General features: G+C 56.7%; 15 protein-coding genes. 8 read left to right on the plus strand and 7 right to left on the minus strand.

Features of this window, described 5'->3' with window-relative positions; all coding sequences use genetic code 11:
* Positions 1-5 precede the first annotated feature (5 nt).
* Positions 6-1,367 carry a glutamate--tRNA ligase gene (gltX, locus tag RBB44_RS07830; protein WP_306146834.1) on the plus strand — a complete coding sequence of 454 codons (1,362 nt, stop codon included), beginning with the start codon at positions 6-8 and terminating at the stop codon, positions 1,365-1,367.
* On the opposite strand, the gene RBB44_RS07835 is transcribed toward gltX, so the two are convergent.
* Together RBB44_RS07835 and RBB44_RS07840 are read right to left on the minus strand one after the other, a co-directional pair.
* Complete coding sequence (locus RBB44_RS07835; RefSeq protein ID WP_306146835.1) at positions 1,330-2,667, minus strand: DUF2865 domain-containing protein; 1,338 nt, start codon at positions 2,665-2,667, stop codon at positions 1,330-1,332. The two genes, gltX and RBB44_RS07835, sit on opposite strands and share 38 nt — an antisense overlap.
* Positions 2,668-2,796: 129 nt before the next feature.
* Positions 2,797-3,225, minus strand: coding sequence for a MarR family winged helix-turn-helix transcriptional regulator (locus RBB44_RS07840; RefSeq protein WP_306146836.1), 429 nt, complete (start codon positions 3,223-3,225; stop codon positions 2,797-2,799).
* 437 nt (positions 3,226-3,662) lie between these two features.
* Here RBB44_RS07840 and RBB44_RS07845 point away from each other — a divergent pair, with 437 nt between their 5' ends.
* Both RBB44_RS07845 and RBB44_RS07850 read left to right on the plus strand, forming a co-directional pair.
* A complete protein-coding gene (locus RBB44_RS07845; RefSeq protein WP_306146837.1) occupies positions 3,663-4,886 on the plus strand; it encodes an MBL fold metallo-hydrolase in 1,224 nt (407 codons plus the stop codon).
* Positions 4,887-5,024: 138 nt separating this feature from the next.
* Positions 5,025-5,540 carry a CreA family protein gene (locus tag RBB44_RS07850; RefSeq protein WP_040451832.1) on the plus strand — a complete coding sequence of 172 codons (516 nt, stop codon included), beginning with the start codon at positions 5,025-5,027 and terminating at the stop codon, positions 5,538-5,540.
* Between the two features lie 23 nt (positions 5,541-5,563).
* Here RBB44_RS07850 and RBB44_RS07855 read toward each other — a convergent pair whose 3' ends face one another.
* The 3 genes from RBB44_RS07855 to RBB44_RS07865 form a co-directional block, all read right to left on the minus strand.
* The gene (locus RBB44_RS07855) at positions 5,564-5,923 is read right to left on the minus strand and encodes a helix-turn-helix transcriptional regulator (protein ID WP_008188976.1); all 360 of its coding nucleotides are present in this window, start codon (positions 5,921-5,923) and stop codon (positions 5,564-5,566) included.
* Between the two features lie 64 nt (positions 5,924-5,987).
* Positions 5,988-6,176, minus strand: coding sequence for a sugar transporter (locus RBB44_RS07860; protein ID WP_306146838.1), 189 nt, complete (start codon positions 6,174-6,176; stop codon positions 5,988-5,990).
* A 139-nt stretch (positions 6,177-6,315) separates the two neighbouring features.
* Positions 6,316-8,004 carry a murein L,D-transpeptidase gene (locus RBB44_RS07865; RefSeq protein ID WP_306146839.1) on the minus strand — a complete coding sequence of 563 codons (1,689 nt, stop codon included), beginning with the start codon at positions 8,002-8,004 and terminating at the stop codon, positions 6,316-6,318.
* Between the two features lie 276 nt (positions 8,005-8,280).
* Here RBB44_RS07865 and cysS point away from each other — a divergent pair, with 276 nt between their 5' ends.
* The 5 genes from cysS to rarD all read left to right on the plus strand — a co-directional run bounded on the left by cysS (position 8,281) and on the right by rarD (position 13,322).
* Positions 8,281-9,708 (plus strand): cysteine--tRNA ligase, encoded by a 1,428-nt coding sequence (cysS, locus tag RBB44_RS07870; protein ID WP_306146840.1) that lies wholly within the window; start codon positions 8,281-8,283, stop codon positions 9,706-9,708.
* 80 nt (positions 9,709-9,788) lie between these two features.
* Positions 9,789-10,268 carry a GFA family protein gene (locus tag RBB44_RS07875; RefSeq protein ID WP_306146842.1) on the plus strand — a complete coding sequence of 160 codons (480 nt, stop codon included), beginning with the start codon at positions 9,789-9,791 and terminating at the stop codon, positions 10,266-10,268.
* Positions 10,265-10,771 (plus strand): GFA family protein, encoded by a 507-nt coding sequence (locus RBB44_RS07880; RefSeq protein ID WP_306146844.1) that lies wholly within the window; start codon positions 10,265-10,267, stop codon positions 10,769-10,771. The genes RBB44_RS07875 and RBB44_RS07880 overlap by 4 nt, the downstream gene beginning before the upstream one ends.
* The gene (gene cimA, locus RBB44_RS07885) at positions 10,768-12,363 is read left to right on the plus strand and encodes a citramalate synthase (protein WP_306146846.1); all 1,596 of its coding nucleotides are present in this window, start codon (positions 10,768-10,770) and stop codon (positions 12,361-12,363) included. Before RBB44_RS07880 ends, cimA begins: the two co-directional genes overlap by 4 nt.
* A gap of 26 nt (positions 12,364-12,389) precedes the next feature.
* Positions 12,390-13,322 carry an EamA family transporter RarD gene (gene rarD / locus RBB44_RS07890; RefSeq protein WP_166672747.1) on the plus strand — a complete coding sequence of 311 codons (933 nt, stop codon included), beginning with the start codon at positions 12,390-12,392 and terminating at the stop codon, positions 13,320-13,322.
* A 12-nt stretch (positions 13,323-13,334) separates the two neighbouring features.
* On the opposite strand, the gene RBB44_RS07895 is transcribed toward rarD, so the two are convergent.
* Together RBB44_RS07895 and RBB44_RS07900 are read right to left on the minus strand one after the other, a co-directional pair.
* On the minus strand, positions 13,335-14,594 hold the full coding sequence (locus tag RBB44_RS07895) for a diguanylate cyclase (RefSeq protein ID WP_306146847.1): 1,260 nt from the start codon (positions 14,592-14,594) through the stop codon (positions 13,335-13,337).
* Positions 14,595-14,753: 159 nt separating this feature from the next.
* Positions 14,754-15,371 (minus strand): TIGR00730 family Rossman fold protein, encoded by a 618-nt coding sequence (locus tag RBB44_RS07900; protein WP_209177595.1) that lies wholly within the window; start codon positions 15,369-15,371, stop codon positions 14,754-14,756.
* Positions 15,372-15,453 lie beyond the last annotated feature (82 nt).

The raw sequence follows: 15,453 nt of genomic DNA on the forward strand, positions 1-15,453 counted from the left end.
GGCGCATGACTGTTACTGTACGCTTCGCGCCGTCTCCGACCGGCCACATTCACATCGGCAATAGCCGTCCGGCCCTCTATAACTGGCTTTATGCCAAGAAGATGGGCGGGCGCTTCATCCTGCGTTTCGACGACACCGATCTTGAACGCTCCAAGAAGGAGTATGCGGAATCGATCGAATCCGATCTCCGCTGGCTCGGCATTTCGCCCGATGTAATCGAGCGGCAATCTGACCGGGTGGCTGCCTATGAGGCGGCTGCGGAAAAGTTGAAAACCGCAGGCCTTTTGTACCCGTGCTACGAAACACCGGACGAGCTGGAACGTCGTCGCTCCCGTCAGCGCGCGCTTGGCCGCCCTCCGGTCTATGACCGCGCCGGACTGAAGCAGACAGTGGAAGAGCGGGCTGCGTTTGAAGCGGAAGGCCGCAAGCCGCATTGGCGGTTTGTTCTGCCGAACCATGATGGCGATCCCTTCCAGACCAAACGCACCGAAGTAACCTGGAACGATCTGTGCCGTGGTGACCAAACGGTAGACTTGGCCTCCATGTCCGATCCGGTCCTGATCCGCGCGGACGGCACGTTTCTCTACACATTGCCGTCGATTGTCGACGACATCGATATGGGTGTGTCCCATATCATCCGCGGTGAGGATCATGTGTCGAACACCGGTGTCCAGATCGCGATCTTCGAGGCACTGGGTGCTACTGCGCCTGTCTTCGGTCACCACAACCTGCTGACCACGCGGGATGGCGAAGGGCTTTCAAAGCGCAAGGGGGCCTTGTCGATCGGCTCGTTGCGGGAATCCGGTGTCGAGGCGATGGCGGTCTGTTCGCTTGCTGTCCTGACCGGCACCAGCCAGGCCGTTGAAGCTGTTCCAAGCATGGACGCCCTGGTGGAGAAATTCGATCTGACCAGCGTGTCACGGTCCTCCGCCAAATTCGATCCGGAAGATCTCAAAGGCCTGAATGCGCGGCTTGTGCATGAAATGCCGTATGCAGATGCCAAGGATCGGCTCGATGAGATGGGTGTTGGCGGCGGCGAGGCCTTCTGGACCGCCATCCGCGGCAACTGTGAAACCGTCAATGATGCCAAAGGTTATTGGCAGATTGTCGGCGGCCCGGTTGAAAGCCGAATTGAAGACGAAGACCGGGAGTTCATCGCCAAGGCAAAAGAGCTTCTTCCGGATGGTGAAATGACCCTGGAGACCTGGGGGGCATGGACATCAGCGCTGAAGGCGGAAACCGGCCGCAAGGGTCGGGGGCTGTTCATGCCGCTTCGCCGTGTGCTCACGGGTCTCGATCACGGTCCTGACATGAAGGAAATGCTGCCGCTTATTGGGCGTAAAAGTATTCTGGACCGACTACCCTGATAGGGACATCACGATCCGGGGCCGGACGGAACCCCGGGTCGTCCGACTTGAAGACAGGCGGGATCGAGGCTGTTTCAAGGTTCTCGTCCGCCAGAGATCTGCGGTTTCCGAGCAACGGCAGCTCTCCAGGTTTGCCATTCGAACCGTCGCCTTCAGTGGCAGCCGGTTTGAGCTGTTCAGCGGCTTTCGCGATCGACGCTGTCACATCAAAACCTTTTTCCAGGTTCGCGCGGGTGTCAGGGTCTTCATAAGCTGGCAGTTGCTCTTTGGTCAGCGGTGTCCGGGAAAGCGTTGAGTTCGATTCAAGATTTGCCGGCCGCGAAGTGCGGATGTTTTCAGCTGTGTAGCTTGGCGGCAGCCCACTGCTGATGTCCGAAAACGCAATTCGCCGTCCGGATGCGCCGGGATTGCTGACTTCTGTCCAGCCAGAGCGGCTCTTCGCCTTCCCCGTCAGCCGGCAGCTACATCCCTCGACAAACTCGCTTTTGTAACGATCAGCAAACGGCTGTTCGGAATAAAGGTCACCTGCAAGTGACATCATATCAGACCGGTCGCCGCCCGGGTTCTTGTAGACGTAGAGCTCGGTTTCAGAGGCCGGGCAAATCTCGTTGCAGCGGGCCGCATCATTGGCAAACTGCCGTTTTCCGGTCGCGAAACTGACCGGGAAAAAATACCCATCGCACGTGCGTACACACAGGGTCCGAAACGTTCCTCCAGATGGGATCCTGCGCTTGCCGCTGGAATTGGTGCGTTTCTTGGTGCTTTGAGCAGACCCTTTTTGCTTGGTTTGAGTCGGCGTTTGCTGCGGGTTGAAAATTCGGGCCAGCAGCGAACGCGGAGCATCTCCAGAGTTCGGATTGGCGGTCGCATTGCGCGTATTTGCGGGAGCGCCGCAGTTTTGGCGCTTGAAGGCCGCCTGTACCTGCCGGATGCGTTTTTGATTGCTGGCGTTTCCACCACCAGCCTTTGCCAATTGACGATCGATGGCTCTTAAATTGGAACGCATGCGCTGGACTTTGCCAGAAAGTGCCTGGCACTGCGGACTGGCGTTGCTGTTGCAACCTAGATAGCTGAAGTCCCGCTCTGCCGCGCTGAGTGCCTTTTGCTGCTGGCTTTTAGCGGTTTGCCATTTTTGAGCACCCGCGGACTGACGGTTGCCGCCAGACTGAAGTTGCCGCAGTTCCGATGTCAAGCTGGCACAGCTTGCAGCCTCTGCCGGGACAGCAGTAAGCAGCTGCACCGGCGCGAACGCCAGCGCGCACGACACTGCCAAAAACGCGGCATGACTGCGAAGCTTCATCACTTTTCCCCACCGGCGCATATCATCCCCGCGCCTTGCTGCTCAAACAGCCAGATCAGTATCCTCTCGAAGCCAAGCCATATCAAGGAAAGCTCTCATGTTCGGTTAATGGTGGGCAGGGCGGCAGGCTTATTTTTCCGCAGCGGCATGAAGACGTTGAAAGATCTCGTCCAGAGCGATGCGCTGCTCTTCGCTCAAGGCCGCTTCCAAGTGAAGGGAATAGCCCAACGCTTTTGGCACGAGGTCCTCATACATGGCACGGCCATTATCGGTGAGTTGCAAGAGTTGTTCGCGCTGGTCATCCGGGTTCGCGCCGCGGCTGAGATGCCCTTTTTTCTCCAAAGCGGCGACGGCGCGGCTCACCTTCGTTTTGTGCATGGCCGTCGCTTTGCCGATGTCGCGCGCTGTCATTGCTACATGTTCGCCGAGTGTTGCCACCACGCGCCATTCCGGGATCCCGATCCCGAAATCATCGGCGTAGATCTTGGACAGCGACCGGCTGACGGTCTCTGCCAGATGGTTCAGCCGGTAGGGAAGAAACTCATTGAGTCTCAGCACTGCTGTTTCTTGGGGCGCATTGCTGGTTTTGGGCATGAGAACTCAGGTCTTGTTGGGACATGCTTCACGCAAGATACGGATCGCATGCTGGAGAGGCGCAGCACCCCGTCAAGCCGATTGGTTTTCGGTGGTCAGGGCCTCAATGGTAACCAAGCAGAAGTATAGCTGGTCAAAACAGAGGTGAAAGCACTCGGCGGTCATTTTGCAAATCTACGGAGCGTTTGCTTCTCGTTGTCCGGTTCAATGCCATAGAAATGCCTGTATGAGGCGCAATTACTAGACCTATCTGTTGATAAGAAAGAAACGTTTAACGAAATAATGCACCAAAATTTGCGAATCGATGCCGTAACAAGTGACGCTGGTGTGGCAAGAACATATTCACACCCTGAGACCGGTGAATTGCTCATCGGGTTGGCTGGCAGGAAAGCGAGGCTGTCATGACTACGGCAGACACATCATCTGAACGTGAACTCGGACAAGACGCGAAGATCCATGATCTTGGATCCGGGTGCTATGCCATTTCTGCCGAAGGGTGTCCGAATACCGGTGTGATCGTTGGCGAGCGCGGGCTCCTTGTCATTGATGCCCAGCCGACGGAAGAACTCGGCCAGATTTTCCTCAAGAAGATCCGCGAGATCTCTGACAAACCGATCAAGGTCCTGCTGCTGACGCATTTCCATGGCGACAGCACGGCTGGTGCTGCAGCCTTTGAGGCTGGCGAGGTGATCGCGTCTGATCTGACCAAACGCATGATGGAAACCCGCGGTCTTGATGATCGCGAAGTTCTGAAAGCCCGGTATCCGGACTTTTATCCTGCTGGTCATGCGCTCCCGGCGCTGGCGATGCCGACCATGACAATCGCATCATCCATGTCCATTGATCTTGGCGGCCGCGAAGTGCGCCTTATGCATCTTGGGCGGGGACACACGATGGGTGATCTGGTCGTTTGGGTCTCAGACAGTTCCGTGCTTTATGCTGGCGGTCTGGTTCAATCAAACACCGCCCCTTATTGCGGCGACGCGCACCTGGCCGATTGGCCGCGGGCATTGGACCGGATCATGGCGTTCCGACCTTCTGCGTTAGTCCCGGGCCATGGCCGCCCGGCAATCGGGTCTGCAGCCGTCGCAACCGCGATTGAAACCACCCGCGATTATGTCGTGACTTTGCGCGATGCGGCTGCAGCTTGTGCCGAGAGCAAGTTGGGCCTGCACGACACCTTCCAATCCCTCAACGATGCGCTTCAGCCGAGATTTGGCAGCGCGCTGCTCTTTGATGCACACCTGCCGTTCAACGTCGCAAGGGCGTATGATGAAGCGCAGGGGCTGGACCAGCCGCAGATCTGGACACGGGAACGTTGCGACGATTTGGAAGATGCGCTGACCCGCACATCGCCGGTGTCTCAAAAAACGGAAGTCGCCGTAGCAGAAGATGAGCCAGTGGCCGTCGACGAGATAGTTGCAGACGACTCCAGTGCGGATGTTGAACAAGACACGGGCGAGACCGCAGAAGCACCTTCAGAAGCTTCAAATGAACTCGTAACTGACAGTGACTTTGCAGCGTCTCTGCTCGCTGGCGGTGAAGAGGCGGCTCCAGACGGCGAACTCCTTCTGGAAGAAGAGGTTGACCAGGACGAGAAGGTTCTGGAAAAAGCCGGCGCCTGAACAGCAGGCTATACTCGATAAACACCGCTCGGGTCCTATCATGGCCCGGGCGGTTTTGCTTTCTAACGCGGAGAGTGCTTGATACCCTGAGGCTGGTTCCCACATTGAAGACAGCTTTTTGACACTTGGAGTTTTATCATGCGGTTTCGCACTGCAGCCATCCTCTTTCTCAGCCTTTGCATGCAGTCCGCTGCCCCGGCGCTTGCCAACGATGAACCGGATCTGATCTTCAAAAAATCGACCGTCTGGAAGTTTTTGACCCCGGACCACAAGCTGGCGACCTATGCCATCGATGACCCGCTGATTGACGGAGTGTCCTGCCACTTTACTGTTCCGGAAAAGGGTGGGGTTTCCGGTTGGCTGGGCGTTGCAGAAGAAGTCTCGGATGTATCGCTTGCATGCCGTCAGGTCGGCCCGGTGCAGATCAAGGAAAACTTCGAGCAAGGCGAGGAGATGTTCCGCCAGGGCCGTTCGTTCATGTTCAAGAAGATGCGGATCGTGCGCGGCTGCGATGTGAAGCGGAATACGCTTGTTTATATGGTTTATTCCGACAAGCTGATCGAAGGTAGCCCGAAGAATTCAACATCGACCGTGCCGTTGATGCCTTGGGGAACCCAGGAACCACCGCGCTGTGGAGATTACTTGGAGAGCTAAGTCGGGAGGCCGCTGCTTGCGCCTTATTGGCGTGAGCCCGGCTTGTCGCCTTCGAGCGTTTCGAGATGGTGGGCGACTGGCAGTTCGGCGTCCGCACAAAAATGCTTGTAAAGCATGGCCATCACATCTTTGACCGGTTCGCTGGCCAGCCGATAATAGATGGTGGTGCCTTCGCGCCGTGTTGAAACAAGCCCTTGCGCGCGCAAAAGAGCAAGCTGCTGAGAGACAGTCGGCATGCGCATACCGGTCTTCTCGGCCAGTTCGCCAACGCTGCGCTCTTCGTCCATCACATGGCACATCAGAAGCAACCGGGGCGCGGAAGCCATCAGCTTCATGAATTCTGCGGCGGTTTCCGCTTTTTCTTCCAGCGCTTTGTAGTCCATCAATAGACCTTGCCAAACTTCGTTGTGGGACGCAATCAAAGAACGTCCGTGTCCTTTGGCGCTTTTATATGCGGCTGGCAACGGTGACAACCAGGTTTCCGTTTCCACAACCGGTTCCGGTCATCAGGCAAACGCTTTTCTGTTGAACTTCGTTGCCGAATGCCTTTGTTCCGTCCGTAATCGCCAAGAGCGCGATGAACGGACCGCCGAGGACAATAACCAGGAAGATGATCACAAAAAGGCGGTTCAACATTTTCTTTCTCCAGAAGGCAACGCTGTGTTGTTGATCCGGAGAATATGTTTTGCGCCTTGAACCCATGCTGAGTGCCGTATTCAGCTGGCGTTCAGGTTTATGAATTACCTTCAAGGTATTGAAAGATATAAGAAAATATCTATAGATTCTCTGTCATGGCGGTCCGTAGCGCGTCAAGAAGCTTCTCGTCCCGGCCATAAATGTCTTTTCTGAAGTGAGTCGAACCGTCCTTGTTCATCCATGCGGTCAGATAGGTGAGGTGTACTTCGATCGGCACGCTGGGTTTGACGACGGTCCGCTTTTCTGAATCCCGGATTTTCTCCCAATGCCCTTCATCCGCATTCTTATGGGCCAACAGGACATCAGCGAGTGCAAAGGGATCTGATACCCGGATGCAGCCATGGCTGAAAGCCCGTTCGGCCCGGGAAAACAGGGATTTTGATGGCGTGTCGTGGATGTAAATATTGAATTCGTTCGGGAACATGAACTTGATCCGGCCGAGCGCATTGCTGTTTCCCGGATCCTGACGCAGCCGGAAGGGGAAATTGCCCCGCGCGTAACTGTTCCAGGCTACCTGCGTCGGGGCGACTTCAGTCCCGTCCCGGAACACCCGGATGTTCTTGCTCGTAAGGGCCGAGGGATTTTGCTTCAGCTTCGGCAAATACTCGGAGGTCGCGATTGAGTATGGTACGTTCCAGAAGGGATTGATCTCCACGTAGTCGAGCGTATCGGAAAACACCGGTGTGGCGTGGTAAGGCTTGCCAACCACCACCGGCGCGGTGTGGATGGTCTTGCCTTCCTTGACTACTTTGAGCTCCTGGTCGGCCAGGTTGACGAACACATAAAAGCTGCCGAGATCGTCCCGCATCCAGCGCCGGCGCTCCATGTTGAGCTCCATCTGGACGAGTTTTTCTTCCAAGGGAATGTTCAAGCGGGCGAGGGTTTCCTTGCCGATGACGCCATCGTTGGCTAGGCCGTGGTGATCCTGGAAGGTTGTGACGGCTTCGATGAGAACACCGTCATAAACATCGCCGCTGTGTTCGGCTGCTCCGGGAATGTCTTCTTCAATCAGCCGCTCCCGGAGCGCAGCAACACGCGGATCGCTCATGCCGGGCTTGAGCACATCACCGTCCGGAACAGTGGTGAAGGGGCCGCTGGCTGCTTTCTCGCGATATTGAGCAAGACGCCGTTTCAAGCGCGCGTAATTGTCAGAGCGGGGCGCAAGACCTTCGAGGAACGCGCTGAAGTCAATCGCCTCTACGGCCTGTTCAAGTAGCATCGTCGGGTCCGGACGGTCGGGAAAGAGGTTCAGAGCCTTGTTGACCTTGTTGGGTTGAACGCGGCCGGAAGAGAGGTGCGTGGCATAGCGCAGATACTGCTTGGTGAGTTCCAGCTCAAACTGAGCCCAGTCGTCTGCGGTCTGGGCAGAGGAAGCCATATCCACAAGGCCGAGAGGATCATAGTTTTCCGGATTGAGCGCGTGCTCATTTGCCGCCGCCATGGCTGCAACGGCCAAATGGGCGTTTTCTCTCATGCCTTCGGCGGAAAACCAGATCGGGGCAAAAGCGCGCTGCCCGTAAAACAGGACAGCCTTTTCCGAGACATCCGGTGACATCGCCGCTTGCAGTGATCTGGCGATTGGCGTTTCCGGTTCCAGGAAGACGGGCGCCGGGATTTCCACGTTTTCTGCGGCACGCTGCGGCTTTGAGGTTGGGGCTGGCGCCGATTGGGCAAGCCCTACCAAGGGTTGTATCGCGATCACCGCTGTTACCAGCGTGATCAGTGCTGCGTGTCGAATGTACCGGCTCGCATGATCTGTCGTGTGCATCGGAAAGCCCCTCCTTGATTCCCGCAGCGTCAGATTAAAGGTTCCCGGCCTGTGCGCCAACGCCAGAACCTGAAGGAAGGGTTGTTTGCATGAAAAAGTGATCTTGACCGCTCTGATGAAACCGGTCCATAACCCTTGCCATGATGACGGCCACACGGAACATCATTATCACCACCATTATTTGCAGCTAGCGACACCGCTGGCTGTGGCCGTTCCCTCTTGGCAAATTTCCTTGTAGACGGACCGCCCGGCCAGCCGGCCAGGAGACCGTTTGACATGAGCGCCGCTGACCCAGCGAAATCCGGCACCTTCAAGGGCTTGAAGCTCACCAACACATTGACCCGCCAGAAGGAAAACTTCTGCGCGATCGATGATAGCAATGTGCGTCTCTATGTCTGCGGACCGACCGTTTACGACTTTGCCCATATCGGCAATGCGCGTCCGGCGATTGTGTTTGACGTTTTGTACCGTTTGCTGCGCCATCTCTACGGCGCTGAGCACGTTACCTACGCCCGCAACATCACGGACGTTGACGACAAGATCAACGCACGTGCGCTGCGTGATTATCCGGATATGCCGCTCAATGAGGCGATCTCAAAAGTCACCAAAAAGACGGCGGATCAATACCAAAAGGATGTGGCATCTCTTGGCTGCCTGGAGCCGACGGTCCAGCCGCGGGCAACTGAGCACATCGATGGCATGGTCAAGATGATCGAACTGCTCATCGAAAAGGGGCATGCCTATGTGGCTGAGACCGCGGATGGCGGCGAAGTGCTGTTCGACACGGTTTCAATGCCGGATTACGGCGGTCTGTCCAAGCGCAAGCTGGATGAGCAGATCGCGGGTGCCCGCATTGCGGTCGATAGCCACAAGAAGAACCCGGGAGACTTTGTGCTTTGGAAACTGTCCTCGCCGGAAGAACCCGGTTGGGACAGTCCGTGGGGGCGCGGGCGTCCGGGCTGGCACATCGAGTGCTCCGTCATGAGCGAGCACCATCTTGGCAAGGTTTTCGACATTCACGGCGGCGGGTTGGATCTGATCTTTCCGCACCATGAAAACGAGATCGCCCAATCGTGCTGCGCCAACGACACAAAAACCATGTCGAACTATTGGGTTCACAATGGCTTTGTGCAGGTTGAAGGCCGGAAGATGTCCAAGTCGGAAGGCAACTTCTTCACCATCCACGAGCTTCTGGAGACGGAGAATTTCGGCGGCCGCAAATGGCCCGGCGAAGTGCTGCGCCTTGCCATGCTGATGACCCATTACAAGGAGCCGATCGACTTTTCTGTGCGCAAGCTGGAAGAGGCAGAGAACCTGTTGGGCAAATGGCCGGATCTTGTCGAGACGGATGCGGCTCCGGCAGCAGACGTGCTTGATGCCATGAACGATGATCTGAATACGGCCGCAGCCATTCAGGCGTTGCATGGCCTTGCGGGCGAGGCGAACAAGGACCCGGTTAAACTGGCCGAGTTTTCAGCTTCTGGAGCTCTGTTGGGTCTCAAGCCTGTTGCAGCGGATATGTCCGGCATCGACGAAGCCGCAATCAAGGCTGCCATCACTGCCCGGCTGGAGGCGCTCAACGGAAAGAACTGGGCCGAAGCCGACCGGATCCGCGATGAACTGGCATCTCAAGGCATCGCGCTAAAGGATTCAAAAGACTCTGAAACCGGCGCCCGCGTGACGACCTGGGAAATGAAGCGGTGAACTGGGTCAGGGAAAGACTGGCCTAACGGTTCTTTGCAGTTAACGAAGAACCGTTAGAGCAAAAGGGAGAGGCAAAACGGATGACGGAAGAAACAGACATCAAGTCCGGCGGCTGCCAGTGCGGGGCGGTGCGGTACTGTGCTGAAGGGTTCAAACGGCCGTCGATTTGCCATTGCCGCATGTGCCAAAAGGCGGTCGGCGGACCGTTTGCAGCGCTCGTCGTCGTTGAAAATCTCAGTTGGACGCGGGGAGAGCCAGCTTACTTTCAGAGTTCAAACCTCGTTCGGCGCGGATTTTGCCGGGACTGTGGCACGCCGCTGACCTATGAGTTTGAAGGCTCTCATATCGACATCACGATCGCGAGCCTCGATCAGCCGGATCTTGTGGCCCCGGAAATCCAGTTGGGACTGGAGAACCGCTTGTCCTGGTGCGAGGGACTTGCGGATCTGCCGACCCGAACGGAAGAAGCGGAGGCTGCGGCACAGGACGTGTTTTCCAACCTCCGCAACCACCAGCATCCGGATCGGGATACGGAAGCCTGGCCGGAGACCATCCGATGAGCGGGTCCTACACCGGGGGCTGCCAATGCGGCGCGGTTCGGTTTCGCGTTGAGGGAACACTGGGTGAAGCGAGCATTTGCCATTGCCGGATGTGCCAGAAGGCATTCGGCAATTTCTTCGCGCCACTTGTCGATGCGCGCCACGAAGATCTGACATGGACCCGCGGGCAGCCAACTTATTACGCCTCCTCTGACGTAGTTGATCGCGGGTTTTGCAGCCGGTGCGGAACACCGCTTGTTTTTGCCTATCGCGATTATCCATTGATTGGGCTGGCGATCGGAGCATTTGATGAGCCCGCCCGGGTCCCCGTAACGAAACAACACTGGAAGCGGGACAGGATCTCGGGCGTTGACACGTTGCATGCGTTGCCGGGCGGGCCCGAAGATGACCCGGAATTTGCGGATGTGATCGCCGAAATTGACGCCAGCAATCACCAGCACCCAGACCACGATACGAAAGAGTGGCCCGTAGCGCCGCAGATGTCCGACGGAACAGACAGATGACCAAAGACCGCCTCTACCTATTCGACACGACCCTGCGCGATGGTGCGCAAACCAGCGGTATTGATTTTTCCGTAAACGAGAAGATCGTCATTGCAGAACTGCTGGAGCGGCTTGGGGTCGACTATGTGGAAGGCGGTTATCCTGGAGCAAATCCGGCCGATACCGAGTTCTTCTCTCAAAAGCGGACAAAAAATGCGACGTTCACTGCCTTCGGAATGACGAAGCGGGCAGGGCGATCGGCGTCGAACGATCCTGGCCTCCAACAGATCCTGGCCAGCCAGTCGGACGCCTGCTGTTTTGTTGCCAAGGCCTGGGATTATCATGTGGATGTGGCGCTTGGTTGCACAAATGAGGAAAACCTCGAAGCGATCGAAGGTACTGTCACGGCTGCCGTTTCGGCCGGCAAGGAAGCCATGATCGACTGTGAACATTTCTTCGATGGCTATAAAGCCAATCCAGACTATGCGCTCGCGTGCGCTCGGACTGCCTATCAGGCCGGAGCCCGCTGGGTTGTTCTGTGTGATACCAACGGGGGCACATTGCCCGACGAGATCCATTCCATCGTGACGAAGGTTCAGGAGGTCGTGCCCGGCAGTCATCTTGGCATTCACACGCACGATGACACCGGTCATGCGGTGGCCAATTCCCTGGCAGCCGTCGATGCCGGGGTGCGGCAGGTCCAGGGGACCCTGAACGGTCTGGGCGAGCGCTGCGGTAATGCGAACCTGATCACACTGATCCCGACCCTGAAACTGAAATCACAGTTTGCCGACCGTCTGGAAATCGGTGTCAGTGAAGACCAGCTTCAGGACATCACCGCGATCTCTCATGCCTTCGACGAGATCCTCAACCGCTCGCCAAACCGGCATGCACCCTATGTGGGGGAAACGGCGTTTGCGACCAAGGCCGGCATTCACGCCTCGGCTATCTTGAAGGATCCGCAAACCTATGAGCATGTCGCCCCGGAGACGGTGGGCAACCAGCGCCGGGTGCTCGTATCCGATCAAGCCGGAAAGAGCAATCTGCTGGGCGAACTGGCACGTGTCGGCATCACGGTCGACAAGGCCGATCCTCGTCTGGACCGGCTGCTGGCCAAGGTAAAGGAGCGGGAGGCGCTCGGATATGCCTATGAGGCAGCGGATGCATCCTTTGAACTGCTTGCGCTACGCGAGCTCGGAGAGGTGCCGGACTTTTTCCAGGTAGATTCCTTTAAAGTCATGGTCGAGCGCCGGTTTAATGCCATCGGTGATCTGATCACGGTCTCCGAAGCAGTGGTCAAGGTAAACGTCGATGGGGAGACGCGCATGTCCGTTGCGGAAGGCAACGGCCCGGTCAACGCGCTCGACATGGCCCTGCGCAAGGACCTTGGAAAGTATCAGGCCGCGATTGAAGGGCTGGAGCTGATCGACTATAAGGTGCGCATCTTGAACGGTGGTACCGATGCGGTGACCCGGGTTCTGATCGAAAGCCATGATGCCAGGACCCAGCGGCGCTGGTTCACCATCGGTGTCTCCTCCAATATCGTCGATGCGTCCTTTCAAGCGCTGGTCGATTCCATCACATTCGCGCTTGTCAAGGCTCAGGAGAGCTAAGGTTCGGCGCCAGAAAGGCACGCGCTATGTCTGAGCCCGTGACACGCACCGAGGCGGAAAACGAACTCCGCCGTGGCCTCCTCTTTGGCCTTGCGGCTTACGGCATGTGGGGGTTCTTTCCGGCCTACTACAAGCTGACCGATACGGTTTCGGCGGACCTCGTCGTTGCGCACCGGATTGCCTGGTCCGTGCTGTTTGTCGGCGGTTTTTTGTATCTCCGGGGCCGCTGGCAGGAGGTTCTTGATGTCTTTGCTGACCCGGCAGTCTTGAAAAAACTCGCGATGTCCGCGTCGTTCATTTCGGTCAACTGGCTGGTGTTCGTTTGGGCGATTGCGAACGAGCAGGTGCTGGACGTATCGCTCGGCTATTTCATCAATCCCCTCGTCAGCATTCTGGTTGGGCTGATCGTTTTGCGCGAACGCATGACGAAATGGCAGTACATTGCCGTTGCCATGGCCGGATTTGCCGTTGTCTTGCAGGCGGTACTGGCGGGTGGGCTGCCCTGGGTGTCTCTGGTGCTCGCGTTCTCGTTTGCAGGCTACGGCTATGTGCGGAAAGTGACACCGGTTAAGGCAACGCCCGGCCTGTTCGTTGAGACGGTGCTGCTGTTTCCGATTGCCATCGGATACCTGCTTCTCAGCCTTTCATGGGGTGTCGATGCGCTGATCCTGGATGATATTCCAGTCCTCATTGCGCTTGCAGGCACAGGCATTGTTACGGCGTTGCCGCTGATCTGTTTCAGCTCGGCCGCACGCCGTCTGCCACTCTTCATGCTTGGTTTGATGCAGTACATTGCGCCATCGATACACTTTCTGATGGCGGTTTATGTCTGGGGAGAGCCGCTGGATCAGGTCAAACTGCTCGGTTTTGTCATGATCTGGATTGCGCTCGTGGTCTTTACATTCGACAGCTGGCGGAATGCACGAAACGCCAGAAAAGCGCAGCAGGCGACGGTCTAATCTGCTGGTCTGTCATCCGTCGGAAGCGACGGCGAGCATTTCAAACCCACTCCGCTTGGAGGCGTAAAGATGTTTGTCGGCGATGCTGAGCGCGTCGGAGATCTCTCCGCCCTCGAGCTTTGCAATGCCGACACTTGTTTGGCACAGAAGGTCGGTTCCCGAATGCCGGATCGGGTGTGTGCTGAGGCTCTTCATGAACCCGGCCAGTTTCAGGGTTAGGCTGTCGCGTGTTTCCGATCGGAAGATCATGCAGAACTCGTCGCCGCCCAGCCGGATGATTATGTCCTCCGGTCCGGCGAGCGCTCGAAGCTGGCGCGCAAAACCTAGAAGGACACTGTCGCCGACATCATGTCCGTATTCGTCGTTGATCTGTTTGAATGAATCGAGATCAAACACCGCAATCCAAGACGCTTTATTGCCCGAATGTGCCCAGGACTCGATTTGCTTCACGGCCTTTGTGAAAAGGAAGTGCCTATTGTGAACCCCGGTCAGCGCATCCTGCATGGCAAGGGTGTTGAGCTCTGCGATGCGGTCCATCATGTCCAGGTTTAACGAAATCCGGAGAAGGATTTCTTCTGGCGCATAGGACTTGTCGATGAAATCGGCAGCGCCGTACTTCAAGAAGCGGATGCGGTTATCTGAGTTCGATAGCGACGACATGCCAATCACGCTCAGGCGTTCGCGGCTGTATTTCCGCCGCACCGTCTTCAGAAATGCAAAACCGTCTTCGTCCGGCATGTAATAATCGGCAAGAACAAGCCGGATGTGCGGGTGATCCCGCAACATCTGCAGGGCTTCAGCCGGCGTGCTGGCTTGGTAAGTCTGATAAAGATGGTGCGATGTGATCTGGGCGATCCGCTCCCGGTCGACAGAGGAATCATCCAGAATCAAGATACCGATCTTGGGATTGTAGGACAGCCGTTTCAGCAACTCAGCCACATAATCGAGGCTTGCGGGTGTATCCTTCAGGACGTAATCGATCACCCCTTTTGCAAGGGCCTTTTCACGGACTTCGTTGTCGAACTTGCTTGTGAAGATGATCGTCGGAATGTTTCTGTTGCGGCAAAGGTCTACAATTTCGCCATTTGGCGCGTCCGGCAGAGTCAGATCCACCAATGCAAGATCGGGTTCGCAGATCGGCATGTCCAGGCAGCTTTCCGCTTCACTGAAATTTCGCGCGACCATGATCTGGTGACGTCCGATATCCTGAAGCCGGTCAACGATCGCCTTTTCGAAGAACGATGCGTCTTCCACCAGAAGCATAGTGCGCATGTAAGCTGATCCGCCCGTGTGATTTGCTTGGCAAATTTACAAGGGAAGAAGCTTCCAAGACCTTAACCAGAGGGTCAAAACATACCGAAAAGACCAGCGAAAATCGTCGTCCAGTCGCCGAACACCTAACGTTCGGAGAGTTTCATTATTTTTTGCTGGCTAAAGATCTGCGGCCGCCGCTCCACCTTCGAACGGCGCATCAGAACCATCGCCGATACTTTTTTCGAGCATGGGGATGATCTGATCCACTTGTTTGGCAATTAGGTAAGGGACTTCAGTGTCTGGCCGGATGTATCCCTGCGCGCGCATGTGATCGAGCAGCTCAAGAAGGGGGGACCAAAAGCCGTTGATATTCGCAAGAACAACCGGCTTGCGGTGCTGGCCAAGCTGAGCCCAGGTCATCATTTCGACCGCTTCTTCCAGCGTCCCAATCCCACCTGGAAGAGCGATGAAGGCATCTGACTTTTCGAACATCAGATGTTTGCGTTCGTGCATGTTCTGGGTGATCACGAGGTCTTCAACTGTGTCCAGCATCACCTCGCGTTTTTCAAGAAACTGCGGAATAATTCCCGTGACCTGACCGCCGCATTCCATCGCTGCGCGCGCGACGGTCCCCATCAGGCCAACCGAGCCCCCGCCATACACAAGCCGCAATCCGGCTTCGGCAATCAACTGGCCAAGTCGAGCGGCTGCCGCCTCATGTGCAGGGTCCGACCCGAAGCTCGAGCCGCAATAAACACAAACGCTTTTGAGATGCTTAGGAGAATTTGTCGTCATAACGACATGATGTGGCATTGAGCCCTGTATAAGGTCAAGCATTCTGTTCGAAAGGCCGGTTGGTGATCCGCGGTTTTCTTGC

Source organism: Roseibium sp. MMSF_3247, assembly GCF_030733765.1.
Lineage (GTDB): Bacteria > Pseudomonadota > Alphaproteobacteria > Rhizobiales > Stappiaceae > Roseibium.